The organism is Pseudomonas anguilliseptica (assembly GCF_021375795.1).
Classification (GTDB): domain Bacteria; phylum Pseudomonadota; class Gammaproteobacteria; order Pseudomonadales; family Pseudomonadaceae; genus Aquipseudomonas; species Aquipseudomonas anguilliseptica_A.
In genome coordinates, this window is the sequence record NZ_JAEIOI010000001.1 from 868,377 (window position 1) to 884,071 (window position 15,695).

A 15,695-nucleotide genomic window follows, 5' to 3' on the forward strand; every position below is an offset into this window, starting at 1 on the left:
GGCCGTGATGAACGGCCTCTGAGGAGTATAGATCGGCTCTGCGGCAGCGTTCTTTAGCTTGCCGCAGGTGTGTTACAGGCGTGTGCGGTGCTCTGACTCGCAGGCTCAGGCCAGGCGCAGGTGGTTGTCCCACAGACCTGCGGGCAGTTGCAGCGGTTGGCTGCTGATCTGGGCGCTGCGGCAGTCATACAGGCGGCAACGACCGACGCCACTGCTGACCACAAATCCGTCGGCCACCGCGCCCACCCCGGCACAATCCGGCAACGGCGCGTCGAGGCGCAGTGCGGCGCTGTCCAGGTCCCAGATAAACACCCGGTTGCCGCGCGGTGCGGTCAGGGCCAGCAGGCGCAGCTTGCTGTGGATTGCCACGCTGGCGGTGTACTGATTCATCAGTTGACGCTGTGCATCGGCCACCGGGAAGTGCTGGAAGGGCTGGCCGGGGCGTTTGATCGCCAAGAGCGGCACCACATCGCTGAGTTCGCCCATGTATTGCTGGCCGGTGATCAGGGTGCCGTCGCTGGCCACGGCCATATGGCGCACGCTATTCATGCGCTCGGGCAGCTGTTCCTTGCTGATCAGGCTGCCGTCGCGGCGCATCAGCACCAGGCTGGACTCCATGGCGTCGAGGTTCATTTCCACCCGGCTGTCGGCCTCGGTGCGGATGCCGCCATTGGCCACCACCAGGGTTTCGCCATCGGGCAGCCAGAGCAGTTGGTGCGGGCCTAGGCCGTGGGTCGACAATTCGCTGCTGCGCAGCAGTTGCTCACCTTGTAGGCGGTAGACGCCGAGTACGCCGCGACCGGGGTCGGAGGTGTCGTTCTCGGTGGCATACAGCCATTCGCCGTCCTTGTGGAACACTGCATGGCCGTAGAAATGACGCTGCGCCGGTGAGTGCAGGGTTTGCAGCAGGCGGCCATCGCGGGTGTCGATCAGGTAGCTCTGGGTGCTCGGGCGGCGACCGACAAACAGTGCCATCGGCAGAAACGGATGGCCGATGACGTCGTGGCAGCGCTCGCTGACGGCGGTGGCGAACACCTGGCTGCCGTCCAGGCGGTAGCCCACCGCAAAGTGCTTGCCGCTGCTGTCGTTACGCGCTGACAGCAGCAGCGGCTGGGCGTTGCTGTGCATCAGCGTCCAGCCGCCATAGGTGCCGGTGGCCGCTGCCGTAGCGGCAATAGCTGCGACGCTCAGGCCGAGAAAAGTACGACGATTGATCTGCATGCGTCAGTCGCCGTCATGGGCGTTGAAGCCCAGCTGGATGCCAAGGGCTTTCGCCAGCTCGGCTTCGTGCAGGCGGTGCAGAGCATTCAGGCTGTCATACAGCGCATTCAGCTCGGCGCGGCCGGCTTCGTCGCCCAGCAATTCGCCGAGCGGGCGCTGGGCTGCTGCCAGGCGTTGGCGGGCATCGCTGTAGGCGGCATTGATGCGTTGTTTCAGTTCATCCTGATCGCTGCCGAGCAGTGCCTGGATGCCGTTCTGCTCGGCTCCCAGCCAGATGCGTTCGGCGCTGGCCAGGCTGGCGGCAAGGTTGGCCAGGCTGGCTTTGCTGCGCCAGGCTTCTGCCTGGTAAGGCTGCGGCTGGCCTTTGCTCTGCCGGCCGAGCGGTGTGCCGAGTTTTTTCTTCAGCCCGTCGATGGCACTGACCTGGGTGCGCAGCAATTCGGCCACCGCTTCCGGTGCCTCGGCGTAGCGCTCATTGGGGAAGTTTTTCAGCTGGGCGGCCATGCCGTCCTTGCTCTGCCAACTGGCCAGAATGTCAGCGGCGAGGCTTTGCTGGTGTTCACCGATGGCGACGAGCAGCGGGCAATAACGGGCTTTCTGCTCGCTGTTGTTGAGGTCCAGGGCTGGGTCGAACAGCAGGTATTCATAAGCGGTCAGGCCCTGCACCACGACACTGGCGTTATCCAGATCGGCCGCTGTCAGTCCGGGTTTGCTGTTGAGCAGCGCTTCCACCTGGCGCGCCACCAGGTTCTTTTTGTCTGGCCAGAACTGGATCTGCCAGGCGCGGTTGCCTTCTGCCAGTGGGCCGAGGGCGGCGGGTTGTACGGCGGCCCAGGCACTTTGCGCGCTGGTAAAGGCCTGGCGCGCTTCGACCAGGTTCTGTTGCCCGGCACAGAAGGCCTGGGCGCTGCTGGCCAGTTGCCGATCAGCTTCGCTCCAGGCGCTGTAGATGGGCAGCAGCACGCCATCGGTCAGCGCCTGGCTGACCTGTTGCTGCGGGTTGCCTGGGCTGCAGGCAGTCAGGGTCAGGCTAAGCAGGGCCAGGGTGAGGGGTGAGCGGATCATGGGCGGCTCCTTACAACGAATTCAGAAAAGCCAACAGCGCGCTGCGCTCATCGGCATTGAAAGTCAGTACCTGCTGCTTGGCTGCTTCGGCTTCACCGCCGTGCCAGAGGATGGCCTCCAGCAGGTCGCGTGCACGGCCGTCATGCAGGAACTGGGTGTGGCCGTTGACTGTTTCGGTCAGGCCGATCCCCCAAAGTGGCGGGGTGCGCCATTCGCGGCCGCTGGCGAGATACTCCGGGCGGTTGTCGGACAGGCCTTCACCCATGTCATGCAGCAACAGGTCGCTGTAGGGGCGAATCAACTGATTGGCCAACTCAGGCTCGGCGGCGTCACTGGCGGTGGTGAACTGCGGGGTATGGCAACCCTGGCAACCGGCCTGGTGGAACAGGTTTTTGCCGGCCAGCACCTGCGGCGTATCGACGCCACGGCGGGCCGGCACGCCGAGGTTGCGGGTGTAGAACAGGACGCTGGCGAGGATGTTGTCGCTGACTTCCGGTTCACCGCCATGGGGTGCATTACGGCAGTCGAACTGCGCTTCGGTGCAGTTGTCATGTGGGATCAGGGTAGATGTCAGGCCCATGTCATTGGCAAAGGCTTCGGCATTTTGCTGGTTGAGCGATGGTTGGCCAGCCTTCCAGCCAAAACGGCCGAGCACCGTACGTTGCTGCGTGCGGTCCCAGACCTGGTTGGCGCGCCCGGAAATGCCATCGCCATTGCGGTCTTCGGGGTCGGAATTGGCCAGGATGGCGGCTTCGGGAATGGCTTCGAGCAGACCGAGGCCGATCATCGGCGGGGCGATGCGTGCCGAGAACAGCGTGCCGGGATGCAAGGCGCCATAACCGAGCTGGCTGATCTCCAGGCTGGGCTTGCGCAGCTCGATCTGGGTGCCATCGGTAAAGCTGACCTGCTGTGTGGTGTAACTGACGCGCACTTTGCCTTCTGGGGCCACGCCGGGGTTGGCCATGTCCTGCAACTGGCCACCGTAGGTGGGCTCGGCCAGTACGCCAAGGCGCTGGATGATCTCGGCATGTTCGCTGCCCGCTGGAATCGACAGGCGCACCAGCATCGAGACCGAGCTGATCGCATCAGGCGCCGGCGGATGGCCGCGGCCGTCCTTGATGTGGCAGTTCTGGCAGGCGTTGGTGTTGAACAGCGGGCCAAGGCCATCGCGCGCCGTGGTGGTGGCGGGGGCGGTAACCCAGGGGTTGCGGAAGAAGCTGTTGCCGACGCTGAAATCCAGACGGCGTGACGGTGAAAGGTTGGCGGAGGGCAGGGAAAAGGCATTCTGGTCAGCCTTGCGCACGGTGGCGCTTCCGGCGGACAGAGCTTCGCCTGGCTCGGCTTGGGTGAACTGTGGCGTCTTATCGCAGGCAACCAGGCTCAGGCTCAAGGCCAGCAGCAGCGCAATGCGATGCGGGGCAAACATGAAAGGACATCCGCAACAGAAAAACAGGCGGCTGATCTTAACAGTCTGGCTGGTTTTAAATAAGACGGATTTGCATTATCGCTGGTGGTTAAAGGTCGCAGGGTGCCAAAAAAAGGCTGTACCCGAGCGGGCTGTTGTTGGCGGTTTAGGTCCTGTAGGGAGGGCTGACCGTAATCGGGGTCAGCCAACGCTCCACTGCGGGAAGCGCTTCAGTGGTGAGCTTTCGGTGGTGGTTGTCGCGGCTGAAGCCCCTCCCACATGAGTCTCGCCATAAAAAAGACGGGCGTAAAAAAGCCGCGACTCGGGCAAGGAATCGCGGCTTTTTCATCACTACACGCCAGGACTTCGTGAGTCGCAGCAAGTCCTACACAGCTTAGAAGCTGTGGTCAGCGGTATCCGGATTCAGATCACTGATCCCCAGCTTGCCGGCCGCCTGCTCGATGGCGCCGGTCTGTTTGACCAGTGCGGCGATGGCATCACGGACGATCTGCTGGCCTTCGGCGTTGTCGGCGGCGATCAGCTGATCGAAGTGCTTGCCATTGTTGGCGCTATCGACCAGCGCCTGCAGCTTGCCTTCGGTGGCTTCGAGGTCGGCTTTCAGGGTGCTGTCAGCGGCGGCGTCAACCTTGGCCACCAGTGACGATAGGCTTGGGCCGGTCAGGGTGGTGCCGTCGACCTTCTTGTACTCGCCCAGGTAGACGTTACGGATACCTTTGCCGTTGTAGAAGTGCGAGTTGTGGGTGTTGTCGCTGAAGCAGTCGTGCTCGTCTTCGGTGGAGTTGGCTTCCAGTGCGACCTTCATGCGCTCGCCAGCCAGTTCGCCGAGGGACAGGCTGCCCATGCCGAAGAGCACCTTGCGCAGTCCGTTCTCGGCCGATTCGGCTTCCAGTTTGGCGCGGTAGTTGTCGGCGTTACCGGCTTGCCACTGCACAACCATGGCGTCGAGGTCGCTGACCAGCAGGTCGGTGGCCGCCTTGAGGAAGGCGCGGCGACGTTCGTTGTTGCCGCCAGTTGCACCTTCACCGACCACGTAATCGCTGGCCGGGCGCTCGCCAGCACCTGGGTTGGTACCGTTGAGGTCCTGGCCCCAGAGCAGGAATTCGATGGCGTGGTAGCCGGTGGCTACGTTGGCTTCGGAGCCGCCCAGCTCATTCAGGCTGGCCAGCAGTTCCGGGGTGATGGTGCTGACGTCGATCTTGTCTTCGCCGACCTGAATCTCGGTGTTGGCGATGATATTGGCGCTGGCGCCTGGGTTACCCAGGGCGTGCTGATAGTCGGTGGCGACGTAGTCGATCAGGCCTTCGTCCAGCGGCCAGGCGTTCAACTGGCCTTCCCAGTCGTCGACCACGGCGTTGCCGAAGCGGAATACTTCGCTCTGCATGTAAGGCACGCGAGCGGCCAGCCAGGCTTCACGGGCGGCTTTCAAGGTGTCGGCATTCGGGTTGGCGAGCAGGGCATCAACGGCCGCTTGCAGCGTTTTGCCGGTGCTGGCCGCGTCGCTGAACACGGCCAGAGCCAGGTCCGCGTAGTGGCTGACCACTGCCTTGGCGGCGGCTTCGTCGACCTGGCTGGCAACTGCTGCTGGCGCGCTGGCGCTGCTGGCAGCCGGTGCTGCAGCTTGGTTGGCTGGCGCTTTGTCGTCGCCGCAACCAGCGAGAGAAATGGCAATGGCGAGCAGGCTGGCCGAAGCCAGGGGCATACGAAGCATGGCGAAATCCTTTGCAAGTGGGAGTAGGGCACCCATACGAGTGAGTGCAAAAACCAAAGCATAATGCGAAAGATTTGCATTTTGCGCAAAGGGTCGTTGTGGTTTTTTCCGTAAAAGCTGTGGTGAGAGTCTGCTTCAGTGTTGAGCGCTGACGCTAGAATGCTGCATCTCACCCCCTCCAAAACCTCTTCGGGAGTTGTGCATGAGCCTTACCAGCGTTGTCGTGAGTGTGTTGCTGATCCTGCTCGCGGCCTATGCCGTGATGCTCTACAACGCACTGGTACGCCTGAAGCACGGCGTCAGTAAGGCCTGGTCGAATATCGATGTGCTGCTCAAACAGCGCCATGATGAGCTGCCCAAGCTGGTGGAGACCTGCAAGCAGTACATGCAGCATGAACGCACCACCCTGGAAGCGGTGATCATGGCGCGTCAGGCGGTTTCCACTGCCCAGGCCAGCGGCGACATGGGCGCCCTGGGCAAGGCCGAGACGGGGTTGCGCGCCGGTCTCGGCCAGCTGTTCGCCCTGGCGGAGAATTACCCGGAATTGAAAGCCAATGAAAGCTTTCAGCATCTGCAGCAGCGTATCAGCGGCCTGGAAAACGGCATTGCCGACCGCCGCGAGCTGTACAACGAGGCGGTCAACCTGAACAACGTGCGTATCGAGCAGTTTCCCGATGTGTTGATCGCCCGCATGTTTGCCTTCAAGGAAGCCGTGCTACTGGAATTCAGCGAGTCGGAAAAAGCAGATGTCGATCTTAAATCGCTGTTTGGCTAGGTCATGGATATTCAAGGACAGATTTTCGGGCTGACCTGCAGTGTGGCGGCTTGTGCCGGCGGGGCCTGGTGGTTTGTGCTGCGCTTTTCTCAGGCCCGGCATCTGCTCGATACGCCCACCTCAAAGATCCGCTCGGCGGCGCAGGGCTATGCCGAGTTCTACGGTGTGTTGCACCCGCAAGGCGAGGAACAGCAACGTGGACCGCTGACCAATACGCCGTGCCTGTGGTGGCGTTACAAGATCGAGGAAGAGCAGCGCTCTAGCGATAACAAGGGTAGTAGCTGGCGTACGGTAGAGAGCGGTAGCAGCGAGGCGCTGCTGCAACTCGATGACAGCACTGGCAGCTGCTTTATCGACCCGCGCGGGGCGCAAGTGCGCCCGGTGACGCGCGAGGTGTGGAGGGGAAGTGAGCGTCATCCGCTGGGCCTGGCGAAAACCGGCTGGAGCGCGTTTTTCAGCGGCAGTGGGCAATACCGCTACACCGAAGAACGTCTGCATGCGGGGCAGCCGTTGTATGCCATCGGGGATTTTCGCAGCAGTGGTGGCGGTCGTCAGGGGCTGGATCTGGCCTCGGCCAAAGGTGCCGTGATTCGCGAGTGGAAAAGTGACTTCAGCGGCTTGCTGCAACGCTTTGACAGCGACCGCAATGGTCAGCTCGATGAGCCGGAGTGGAGTCGTGTGCAGTTGGCTGCGACTCTTGAGGCTGAGGATCGCCATCGTCAGCAGAGCACGCAGCCGGCGCAGCACCACCTGGCCAAGCCGAGTGAGGCTCGGCCATTTATCTTGTCCTGCGCGGGCGAGGATGAGCTGGTGCGGAGTTTCTACTGGCAGGCGGCCGGTGCTGTTGTGCTATGCGTGTTGGGCGCAGTGGCGACCGCCTGGCTGCTGGGGGTTAACCGCTTCTAGTGTCGAGCACGCAAGAAAAAGCCCGCCAATTGGCGGGCTTTTTTGTCGCCGGATTTAGAGTGTGGCCGGGTTGGCGGTGCTGTTCAGGCGGCGGGCCTGTTTCAGGTAGGTGGTCAGCTCGCGCGCGGGCAGCGGCTTGCTGTACAGGTAACCCTGACCTTCGTTACAGCCCTGAGCGATGATGTAGGCCTCCTGCTCGACCGTTTCCACCCCTTCGGCGATGACCTGCATGCCCAGGCTCTTACCCAACTGGATGATGGCGCGCACGATGGTGGCATCGTCTTCGTCTTCCAGCAGGTCTTGCACGAAACTCTTGTCGATCTTGATCTTGTCCAGCGGCAAGCTCTTCAGGTAGCTCAGCGAGGAGTAGCCAGTACCGAAGTCATCAATGGCGATCAGCGCGCCGGAGCGGCGCAGGCTGAGCAGGTGCTGGGCGGCGGTGTTGATGTCTTCCATCAGGCCGGTTTCGGTGACTTCCAGCTCCAGGCTGCGCAGCGGCAGGCGGTAGACCTGCATCAGGTTGTTCACTACGCGCGGCAGTTCGGCGTGGTGCAGCTGCACGGTGGACAGGTTGACCGCCATGCGCAGCTCGGTGAAACCCTGGTCATGCCATTCGCGCAGTTGGCGGCAGGTCTGGTCGAGAATCCATTCGCCAATCGGGATGATGGTGCCGTTCTGTTCGGCCAGCGGGATAAACAGATCTGGCGGTACGAAGCCATGCTGCGGATGCTGCCAGCGCAGCAGTGCTTCGACACCGACCACACTGTGGTCGCGGTAGTCGACCTGCGGCTGGTAGACCAGGTGCAGTTGATTCAGCGCCAGGGCGTCGCGCAGATCTTTTTCCAGTTCGCGGCGGCGGCGCATTTCGCTGTCGACGCTGGCGATATAGAACTGGTAGCGGTTGCGTGAACGGCTCTTGGCCAGTGTCATGGTCTGTTCGGCTTTCTGCAGCAGCTTCTCGGTGCTGTCGCCATCTTCCGGGAACAGGGTGATGCCGATGGTGGCGCGCAGGCGCACTTGCTGCTGATCGAGCATAAACGGGTTGTCGAGGTCGTCGAGTACGCTCTGCGCCAGCTCGGCGGCTTCGTAGGGTTGCTCGATATCGGCTTGCACCAGGGCGAACTGGTCGCCACCCAGGCGGGCCAGCGCACCGAGGCGGCCGCTGTGGCTGCGCAGGCGGTCCGAGAGGGCCAGCAGCAATTGGTCGCCGGTCTGGTAGCTGAACTGTTCGTTGATACCCTTGAAGTCATCCAGGCCGACGCACAGCACGGCGACGCGACGCTGCAAGCGGCCGGCGTCTTCGAGAATCTGGTCGAGTTGCTGTTGCAGTTGCTGGCGGTTGGGCAGGCCGGTGAGGAAATCATACTGGGCCATGCGCAGCAGGCTGTTCTCCGCTTCGCGGCGCAGATTGGTATTGCGTTCGATGGAGGAGAGCAGCTGGTTGGCGGTGTTGATCCACAAGCCCAGTTCGTTTTTCTCGTTGCCCTTGAGCATGGGTAGCTTGTGTTCGCTGGGGCGGTCCGGGTTGATGTTGGTCAGATGTTCGATGATCTTCGACAGCGGCTTGGTCAGCAGCCAGTGGTAGACCAGGTACAGCACCAGGCCCATGGCCAGGGCGCGCAGTACACCGGAGATAAAGATGATCACCGAGTTGGTGACGAAGCTCTCGCCGTAAGGCGCTGTGTCGAGGGTGATGCTGAGGTCGCCGTAGTATTCGCTGTAGGGGCCGCGGCCGACCAGTTGGGTGGTGAAGTTCTGTTCCTTGCCTAGGATCGGGTCAGTCAGCCAGCGGGTGGGGATATCAACCTGCTCGCGGGCCTTCTCTGCCAGCATCGGCTCGTTGGGATGGCCAATGGCGGCCATGCGCACCGACTCGTGCTGGAACAGGCCTTCGATGACCTGCATGCCCATTTCCCGGTCGAGGCTGTAGACCGCCTGGGTGGACGGGTCACGGAACATGCCGAGGATCCGGTGCGCGTCGTTGGCGACTGCCTGGCGTGTTTTGTACACGTCGAAAACAATCTGCGCAAAGCTCAAGACCACGCCGACGATAAGTGCCGAGAGCAGCACTACGCGGAGCAACTTAAGTGACAAGCTGTTTTTGAGTTCCAGCTTCAAGTGACGATTCCTTGTTTGAGGCCTGCGGCGTCAGACGCTACTGAGTATTGGCAAAGTCGCGCTTGCAGTCAAAGGGCCATTACCAAAGTTTGTCGAACAAAATTCAGTTGCGCAGCGATGGCGCGGATGTAGGCGGCTGTACTAGGTGTCTGCACTGTGTCGGTGCGGGTTGCCCGCGGCTTGAGCGCCGTTTGGCGGTTTTTTTTGGCATGAGAGTTGCGAAGCCCCGCTATACACCGGATGGGGGATGCTGCAATGAAAGCTCGATTGGTAGGGTCTGTTGCCGTTTCGTCGCGAACCGCGTTGCCGCGCAAAATTTCGCCAGGCCAGGCGGAGGGCGCAGGTAATGGTTGTTCCCTTGCCAAGTCCTCCAACACCGCATGGCGAAATTTTGCGCGCAACCCGAAGGGCCGGGCCTGTTTTTGTGCGATGCAGCGTTTCTCGACGCTCATTTGGAACAACCAAACTTCGCGTCTCGTGCCTTGCCTCGCACCAAAACAGGCTTCGACGCGGCCGCGAACGAAATGGCAACAGACCCTCGGGATAGCTGCATTTGGGGTTTCCCCTTTGGCTCAGGCGGCCAGCGATGAGGCGATCAATACCGCCTGGCTGGTGTTGGCCAGTGTGCTGGTGTTCTTTATGCAGGCCGGCTTCGCCTTGCTGGAAAGCGGCATGTCGCGGGCGAAGAATGCGGTCAATGTGATGATGAAAAATTACATGGACGGCTGCGTCGGTGGCATCACCTTCTGGCTGCTGGGCTTCGGCCTGATGTTCGGCAGCAATATCACCGGCTGGTTTGGCATGAGCCATTTCGCGCCACATACCGGCGAGCCTTGGGATTTCACCTTTTTGCTGTTTCAGATGATGTTCGCGGCCACGGCGGCGACCATCGCCAGTGGCGCGATGGCCGAGCGCACGCGTTACTCGGCCTACCTGATTGGTGCGGTGGTGATCAGCGGCTTTATCTATCCGGTGTTCGGCAGCTGGGTATGGAGCGGCATTTACGGTGGTCAGGGATGGTTGGCGGCCATGGGCTTTATCGATTTTGCCGGCTCGACCGTGGTGCACAGCATCGGCGCCTGGTGCGCACTGGCCGGCATTCTGGTGCTGGGGCCGCGCCTGGGACGTTTTGCGGCGGACGGTACGCCGCGCAGCATTCCCGGGCATAACCTCAGCCTGGTGGCCTTGGGTGGTTTTATCCTCTGGGTCGGCTGGTTTGGCTTCAATGCCGGCAGCAGCCTGGAGATGAATGTCAGCCTTGGCCTGATTGCCCTGAATACCCATCTGGCAGCCTCGGCCGGAGCGCTGGGGGCTTTTCTGGCGCAGCGCAGCACCTCCAGTCCGGTGCTGCTGACGACTACAGTGAATGGTTCGCTCGGCGGCCTGGTCGGCATCACCGCTGGTTGCGCAACCATGTCGCCGCTGTTTGCCCTGCTGACCGGGTTGGTGGCCGGTGGTGTGGTGGTGTTCGGTATGCGCCTGCTGGAGCGCTGGCAGCTGGATGATGTGGTCGGCGCCGTGCCCGTGCATGGCTTTGCCGGTGTCTGGGGCACCGTGGCGGCCGGGCTGTTCTTCAGTGGTGACCTGTTCAACTGGTCACGGGTCGGGGTGCAGCTGCTGGGCGCCGGGGTGGCCTTTGTCTGGGCTTTCCCGCTGGCGCTGATGCTCTACCTGTTGCTGGCGAAAACCCTTGGTCTGCGCACGTCTACCCAGCACGAGCAGCGCGGCCTGGACTATGCCGAGCATGCCGAGGTGGGCTATCCGGAATTCAACCTGGCGGTGACCTTCGACAACAACGACATGCCAAGGAGGGCGTGAGATGAGTCTGACTACTCGCCGACGGGCGATCTATACCGGCCTGGCCGGACACTTCGCCGAGGACGAGCTGCTGGCCGTGCTGGCGCTGTGGGAAAGCAAATACGCCGATAAGCCACCGTTTGCCCTCAATGAGTTTCTCGGTGAGGTGGCTGCTACCAGCGAGCGCAAGCTGGAGCGCGCCAAGCTCTACCGCGAATTGGTGGGGGCGCTGACCGGGCCGTTGTCGGCGTTGCTACCAGACCCGGAACCGCAGTTGCTCAGTTGGCGGCAGCGCATGGGCCTGGGTGCGCCAGCGAGCGTTGCGGCGGACGTACAGGCGCGGCATACCTTCGAGGCCTTGAGCCGGGTGCTGTTCAACGAACTGGATGCCGGCCTGCTGCCACGCCTGCAACGCTTTGCTGCGGGCAATCTGAGCAACCTGCGCGGCAGCAATGAGCAGCGCCTGCGCGTGCGGGCCTGGCTGGAGCAGGGCGCGGAATTGGAACTGGCTGGCCTGGGGCTGGAGCAGCTGCGGCAGTTGCTCAATCTGCTGTACATAGGCCTGTGTGAGTACCTGGGGCCCGTGGTGGCCGATCAGCGTCTGACTCAGGCGGTGCAGCAAGTCGAGGCGCTGCACCTGGCTTTTGCGCCGCGCAAGCTCTTGTAAAACGCAGGTGCAGAAAACAAGAAACCCGGCACATGGCCGGGTTTCTTGTTATTCGGGAGCGCTGACTTAGGCGGCGTAGTTTTTCGCTACGAAGTCCCAGTTCACCAGGTTCCAGAATGCCTCAACATACTTCGGACGCAGGTTGCGGTAGTCGATGTAGTAGGCGTGTTCCCAAACGTCGCAGGTCAGCAGCGGGGTGTCGCCGCTGGTCAGCGGGCAGCCGGCGCCGATGGTGCTGGCCAGAGCCAGGGAACCGTCAGCCTTTTTCACCAGCCAGCCCCAGCCGGAGCCGAAGGTGCCGATGGAAACCTTGCTGAACTCTTCCTTGAACTTGTCGAAGGAACCGAAGGCAGCGTTGATCGCATCAGCCAGGGCACCCGTCGGCTGGCCACCGGCGTTAGGCGCCAGGCAGTTCCAGTAGAAGGTGTGGTTCCAGACCTGAGCGGCGTTGTTGAAGATGCCGCCGGAGGAGGTCTTGACGATCTCTTCCAGGGTTTTGCCTTCGAACTCGGTGCCTGGGACCAGGTTGTTCAGGTTCACGACATAGGTGTTGTGGTGCTTGTCGTGGTGGAATTCCAAGGTTTCCTTGGAAATGTGCGGCTGCAGAGCGTCATGTGCGTAGGGCAGCGGCGGCAATTCGAAAGCCATTGTCTATCTCCTAATCAGGTCAGGTGCGGTGTGCGCGAAGCCGATCACGGGCGGCCATCTCAGCGGCGTGAGTTATCTCTTTGCGCCGCAAGCCCTGAATCATAGCACCGGCCCTGCGCCTTAAACACGCGGCAACTGTGTGGAAAACCAACTTGGCGCGCTCTGCGCCGGCCTGCGGCAGTGCGGTTTCAGCCTACTTGGCTGCCGTTGAGCAACTGCCAGGCAATACTGAACATCATCAGTGCCACGCCCAGGTCGATAAAACGCCAGGTGCTCGGGCGCGCCAGCCAGGGGGCGAGCCAGGCCGCGCCCAGAGCCAGGCAGAAGAACCAGAGCAATGAAGCGCTGGCCGCACCCAGGGCATAGGCGCCGGGCACCGGCTGTTGTGCGCCGAGTGAGCCGATCAGCAGGACTGTATCGAGGTACACATGCGGATTGAGCAAGGTCACCGCCAGGGCCGCCAGCAGCACGGCCTTGCGTGAGCGCGGGCCGCTGTCGGCGCTGTAGCCCATGGCCTGCGGGCGGCTGGCCCGCAGCAGAGCCTGAGCGCCATACCAGAGCAGAAAAGCCGCGCCGCCCCAGCGCGCCACGCCCAGCAGAATCGGGTTTTGCGCCAGCACGGCAGCCAGGCCAAAGACGCCGGCGGCCACCAGTAGGGCATCGCAAACCACGCAGAGCAGCGCCACCGGCAGGTGATGCTCACGGCGCAGGCTTTGCGCCAACACGAAGGCGTTCTGCGCGCCGAGGGCAATGATCAGCCCGGCGGCGATCAGTAATCCGTTGCTGTAGCTTTGCCACATCTCAGTTACTCCGTCTGTGCACTGAGCTGTTGCAGAACCGCCAGTGCGCGCGGCCCATCGACATGGGCGACGAACAGGTGGTCGTGGTAGAAGCCGGCGATCACGTTGCAGCTGATCCCGGCTTGCGCCAGAGCGCTGGCAACGGCAGCCGTCAAGCCGACGGCTTCCAGCGCCGAATGCACATGCAGCGTCAGCCAGGCGGCCACGTAGCTGAATGGCAAGCCCAAGTGTTCGGCTTGCTGGTGCGGCAGGATCACCGTGAGGCCTTCGGCTTCCTGAAAGCTGCCCAGCGGTTGTATGCCTTGTAGCTGCGCGGCGTCGCTTAAACAGCAGAACACGTAAGCGCCCTCGTTCAGCTGTGGGCTCATGCTGCGCAGCAAGGTGGTCAGTGAGGTTTCGCCGGCCATGTGGTTTGCCTGTTCCGAGTGGTGATGCTGGTCAGTCTGCTGTGGCTGGGTATATAAGAGAAACCAATAATCCTGATTGCTCATTAGGAATTCTTATTTTGCTGGATTACAAACTACTCGCCGCTTTGGCCGCTGTTGTCGAGCAGGCCGGCTTCGAGCGGGCGGCGCAGGTGCTGGGATTGTCGCAGTCGGCGGTGTCGCAGCGGATCAAGCTGCTCGAGGCGCGCGTTGGTCAGCCGGTGCTGGTGCGTGCGGTGCCGCCGGCGCCCACGGAAATCGGTCGGCGTCTACTTAACCATGTGCAACAGGTACGTTTGCTGGAGCGTGATATTCAGGCGCAGGTGCCGGGGCTGGATGAGGGCGGTTTGCCGGAGCGCCTGCGTATTGCCCTAAATGCCGACAGCCTGGCCACCTGGTGGGCTGGCGCTGTAGGCGCGTTCTGCACCGAACAGCGCTTGCTGCTGGATCTGGTGGTGGAAGATCAGGAGGTCGGCCTCAAGCGCATGCGCGCCGGTGAAGTCGCCGCTTGTGTATGCGCCAGCGAGCGCCCGGTAGCTGGTGCTCGGGCTGTCTTGCTGGGGGCGATGCGTTATCGCGCCATGGCCAGCCCGGCGTTTATTGCCCGACATTTTCCAACAGGTGTGACGGCGCAGGCGCTGGCCCATGCGCCTGCCATCGTCTTCGGCCCGGATGATCTGTTGCAGCACCGCTACCTGTCCGGCCTTGGCGTGGAAGGCGGGTTTGCCCATCACCTGTGCCCGTCATCCGAGGGCTTTATCCGCCTGGCACAGGCCGGGTTTGGCTGGGGGTTGATCCCCGAACTGCAGGTGCAGCAGGAAACGGCCCGTGGCGAGCTGGTCGAATTGATCAGCAACCGGCCAATCGATGTGCCGCTGTACTGGCACCACTGGCGTAATGGCGGTGAGCTGCTTAATCAGCTGACGCGCTACCTGACCCAGGCAGCAGGCCAAAGCCTGGTAGCGCTCAGGAAATAACCACCTTGCTCGAGCCCGGCAGCTGTTCCACGCAGCGCTCGCCAAGCAGCTTGCTGGGGGTGAAGTAGCCGCCGGGGCCGTTGTAATCGAGCAAATGCCGCACGCTCAGCAAGGCGCCGTGCACGGTGACGTCATAACCATTGGCGGTTTCTAGGTGCGCGGTTTTTATCTCACCGGCGGCATTGCGCGCCTCACCCCACAGCCAGGTTCGCTGACGAGCGCGACTGGCTGCATCGGGACCGCTGACGCGCTTTTCGATCAGCCGCTTGAGCCAGTTCTGCACCGCATCCAGGCCCAGCAGGGCGCGCAGCGGGTCGATCAGGCGCATCACGATGGCGGCTGCCGTCGGCGTTGGCAGGTACACCTCGATATTGTCGATGCCGGTGGAGTGGTAGGCGGTGGACACGTCGCCCCAGGGAATGGTGACCGCCGGCTTTTCACCGCGGCCAAAGTTGATGGTGCGACGCTTATAGCCCAGTGGCACATCGGTGATCACTCCTGCACGGCGTACCTTGCCGCCAAACTTCAGGCCTTCCACCGAGGTTTTTGCGGTACCGGGCGACAGCCCGCTGCCACTGTCAAAACCCAGCGCCAGGTGTGTGGCATCGGGCAGGGCCTGGTGCAGGCAGGCGGCCAGGCAATCACTGGGAATCACATCGAAGCCCACACCGGGGCAGACCACCACGCCCAGTTCGCGAGCCTGCTGATCACACTGGTGCGCGGCTTCGAATACGCTGATCTCGCCAGTGATATCGACATAGTGGGTGGCGCTGGCCAGGCAGGCTTCCAGCATCGGTGCGCTGGTGGCGGAAAACGGCCCAGCGCAGTGGGCAACCACGGCGACATCCGCCAGTGCTTCCTTGGCGCGATCCAGTTGCTGGATATCGAATATCCGGCATTCCAGGCCGAGCAGGCTGCCCAGCGCGTGCACCGCAGCCGGGTTGCGTCCGGCGAGAATGGGCGTGAGGCCCTGGCGCTTGGCTTCGGCTGCGATCAGGTGCCCGGTGTAGCCGTTGGCGCCGTAAATCATCCAGTGCGTCGACATCCCATGCTCCTTTGTTGTTATCAGGTTTGCGCCTGGCAGCTTAGCCGCTGTGGGCGGCGCTGTTGCCTATCGCAGGGTGTGTGCGGTCGCTGATATGGCCTGCAATGCCACAGCGTG

15 protein-coding genes are annotated in these 15,695 nt (G+C 62.4%); 5 read left to right on the plus strand and 10 right to left on the minus strand.

What is annotated here, in order from left to right; translation table 11 throughout:
- Nucleotides 1-105: 105 nt before the first annotated feature.
- From IOD17_RS03990 to IOD17_RS04005, 4 genes are all read right to left on the minus strand, one after another.
- The gene (locus tag IOD17_RS03990; RefSeq protein ID WP_233684511.1) at nucleotides 106-1,215 is read right to left on the minus strand and encodes a DUF1513 domain-containing protein; all 1,110 of its coding nucleotides are present in this window, start codon (nucleotides 1,213-1,215) and stop codon (nucleotides 106-108) included.
- Between the two features lie 9 nt (nucleotides 1,216-1,224).
- Nucleotides 1,225-2,286, minus strand: a complete 1,062-nt coding sequence (locus IOD17_RS03995; protein ID WP_233683794.1) for an imelysin family protein — start codon at nucleotides 2,284-2,286, stop codon at nucleotides 1,225-1,227.
- 10 nt (nucleotides 2,287-2,296) lie between these two features.
- Nucleotides 2,297-3,712, minus strand: a complete 1,416-nt coding sequence (locus IOD17_RS04000; protein ID WP_233683795.1) for a di-heme oxidoredictase family protein — start codon at nucleotides 3,710-3,712, stop codon at nucleotides 2,297-2,299.
- 373 nt (nucleotides 3,713-4,085) lie between these two features.
- On the minus strand, nucleotides 4,086-5,420 hold the full coding sequence (locus IOD17_RS04005; RefSeq protein ID WP_233683796.1) for an imelysin family protein: 1,335 nt from the start codon (nucleotides 5,418-5,420) through the stop codon (nucleotides 4,086-4,088).
- Nucleotides 5,421-5,622: 202 nt separating this feature from the next.
- Between IOD17_RS04005 and IOD17_RS04010 the strand changes: the two genes are divergently transcribed.
- On the plus strand, nucleotides 5,623-6,195 hold the full coding sequence (locus IOD17_RS04010; RefSeq protein ID WP_233683797.1) for a LemA family protein: 573 nt from the start codon (nucleotides 5,623-5,625) through the stop codon (nucleotides 6,193-6,195).
- A 3-nt stretch (nucleotides 6,196-6,198) separates the two neighbouring features.
- Nucleotides 6,199-7,101: an E3 ubiquitin ligase family protein gene (locus tag IOD17_RS04015; protein ID WP_233683798.1), complete on the plus strand. Its 903-nt coding sequence runs from the start codon at nucleotides 6,199-6,201 to the stop codon at nucleotides 7,099-7,101.
- A gap of 54 nt (nucleotides 7,102-7,155) precedes the next feature.
- Here the strand turns inward: IOD17_RS04015 and IOD17_RS04020 are convergent, their stop codons facing one another.
- Both IOD17_RS04020 and IOD17_RS04025 read right to left on the minus strand, forming a co-directional pair.
- Nucleotides 7,156-9,219 carry a putative bifunctional diguanylate cyclase/phosphodiesterase gene (locus tag IOD17_RS04020; RefSeq protein WP_233683799.1) on the minus strand — a complete coding sequence of 688 codons (2,064 nt, stop codon included), beginning with the start codon at nucleotides 9,217-9,219 and terminating at the stop codon, nucleotides 7,156-7,158.
- Nucleotides 9,220-9,287: 68 nt separating this feature from the next.
- Nucleotides 9,288-9,671, minus strand: coding sequence for a hypothetical protein (locus tag IOD17_RS04025; RefSeq protein ID WP_233683800.1), 384 nt, complete (start codon nucleotides 9,669-9,671; stop codon nucleotides 9,288-9,290).
- A gap of 115 nt (nucleotides 9,672-9,786) precedes the next feature.
- Here IOD17_RS04025 and IOD17_RS04030 point away from each other — a divergent pair, with 115 nt between their 5' ends.
- Both IOD17_RS04030 and IOD17_RS04035 read left to right on the plus strand, forming a co-directional pair.
- The gene (locus IOD17_RS04030; protein WP_233683801.1) at nucleotides 9,787-11,037 is read left to right on the plus strand and encodes an ammonium transporter; all 1,251 of its coding nucleotides are present in this window, start codon (nucleotides 9,787-9,789) and stop codon (nucleotides 11,035-11,037) included.
- A 1-nt stretch (nucleotide 11,038) separates the two neighbouring features.
- Nucleotides 11,039-11,683, plus strand: coding sequence for a hypothetical protein (locus IOD17_RS04035; protein ID WP_233683802.1), 645 nt, complete (start codon nucleotides 11,039-11,041; stop codon nucleotides 11,681-11,683).
- Nucleotides 11,684-11,749: 66 nt separating this feature from the next.
- Here IOD17_RS04035 and IOD17_RS04040 read toward each other — a convergent pair whose 3' ends face one another.
- The 3 genes from IOD17_RS04040 to IOD17_RS04050 form a co-directional block, all read right to left on the minus strand.
- A complete protein-coding gene (locus tag IOD17_RS04040; RefSeq protein WP_090249029.1) occupies nucleotides 11,750-12,331 on the minus strand; it encodes a superoxide dismutase in 582 nt (193 codons plus the stop codon).
- Nucleotides 12,332-12,519: 188 nt separating this feature from the next.
- On the minus strand, nucleotides 12,520-13,131 hold the full coding sequence (locus IOD17_RS04045; protein ID WP_233683803.1) for a LysE/ArgO family amino acid transporter: 612 nt from the start codon (nucleotides 13,129-13,131) through the stop codon (nucleotides 12,520-12,522).
- A 5-nt stretch (nucleotides 13,132-13,136) separates the two neighbouring features.
- A complete protein-coding gene (locus IOD17_RS04050; RefSeq protein ID WP_233683804.1) occupies nucleotides 13,137-13,538 on the minus strand; it encodes an ACT domain-containing protein in 402 nt (133 codons plus the stop codon).
- A gap of 89 nt (nucleotides 13,539-13,627) precedes the next feature.
- Here IOD17_RS04050 and IOD17_RS04055 point away from each other — a divergent pair, with 89 nt between their 5' ends.
- A complete protein-coding gene (locus tag IOD17_RS04055) occupies nucleotides 13,628-14,533 on the plus strand; it encodes a LysR family transcriptional regulator ArgP (RefSeq protein WP_233684512.1) in 906 nt (301 codons plus the stop codon).
- On the opposite strand, the gene IOD17_RS04060 is transcribed toward IOD17_RS04055, so the two are convergent.
- Complete coding sequence (locus tag IOD17_RS04060) at nucleotides 14,523-15,578, minus strand: saccharopine dehydrogenase family protein (protein ID WP_233683805.1); 1,056 nt, start codon at nucleotides 15,576-15,578, stop codon at nucleotides 14,523-14,525. The genes IOD17_RS04055 and IOD17_RS04060 overlap by 11 nt on opposite strands.
- Nucleotides 15,579-15,695: the final 117 nt, after the last annotated feature.

Bases quoted from the DNA above. Each gene is read 5' to 3' on its own strand.
- IOD17_RS04005 (WP_233683796.1), bottom strand. From the start codon at position 5,420: ATGCTTCGTATGCCCCTGGCTTCGGCCAGCCTGCTCGCCATTGCCATT.
- IOD17_RS04045 (WP_233683803.1), bottom strand. From the start codon at position 13,131: ATGTGGCAAAGCTACAGCAACGGATTACTGATCGCCGCCGGGCTGATC.
- IOD17_RS04000 (WP_233683795.1), bottom strand. From the start codon at position 3,712: ATGTTTGCCCCGCATCGCATTGCGCTGCTGCTGGCCTTGAGCCTGAGC.
- IOD17_RS04040 (WP_090249029.1), bottom strand. From the start codon at position 12,331: ATGGCTTTCGAATTGCCGCCGCTGCCCTACGCACATGACGCTCTGCAG.
- IOD17_RS04050 (WP_233683804.1), bottom strand. From the start codon at position 13,538: ATGGCCGGCGAAACCTCACTGACCACCTTGCTGCGCAGCATGAGCCCA.
- IOD17_RS04015 (WP_233683798.1), top strand. From the start codon at position 6,199: ATGGATATTCAAGGACAGATTTTCGGGCTGACCTGCAGTGTGGCGGCT.
- IOD17_RS04025 (WP_233683800.1), bottom strand. From the start codon at position 9,671: ATGAGCGTCGAGAAACGCTGCATCGCACAAAAACAGGCCCGGCCCTTC.
- IOD17_RS04060 (WP_233683805.1), bottom strand. From the start codon at position 15,578: ATGTCGACGCACTGGATGATTTACGGCGCCAACGGCTACACCGGGCAC.
- IOD17_RS04010 (WP_233683797.1), top strand. From the start codon at position 5,623: ATGAGCCTTACCAGCGTTGTCGTGAGTGTGTTGCTGATCCTGCTCGCG.
- IOD17_RS04035 (WP_233683802.1), top strand. From the start codon at position 11,039: ATGAGTCTGACTACTCGCCGACGGGCGATCTATACCGGCCTGGCCGGA.
- IOD17_RS03995 (WP_233683794.1), bottom strand. From the start codon at position 2,286: ATGATCCGCTCACCCCTCACCCTGGCCCTGCTTAGCCTGACCCTGACT.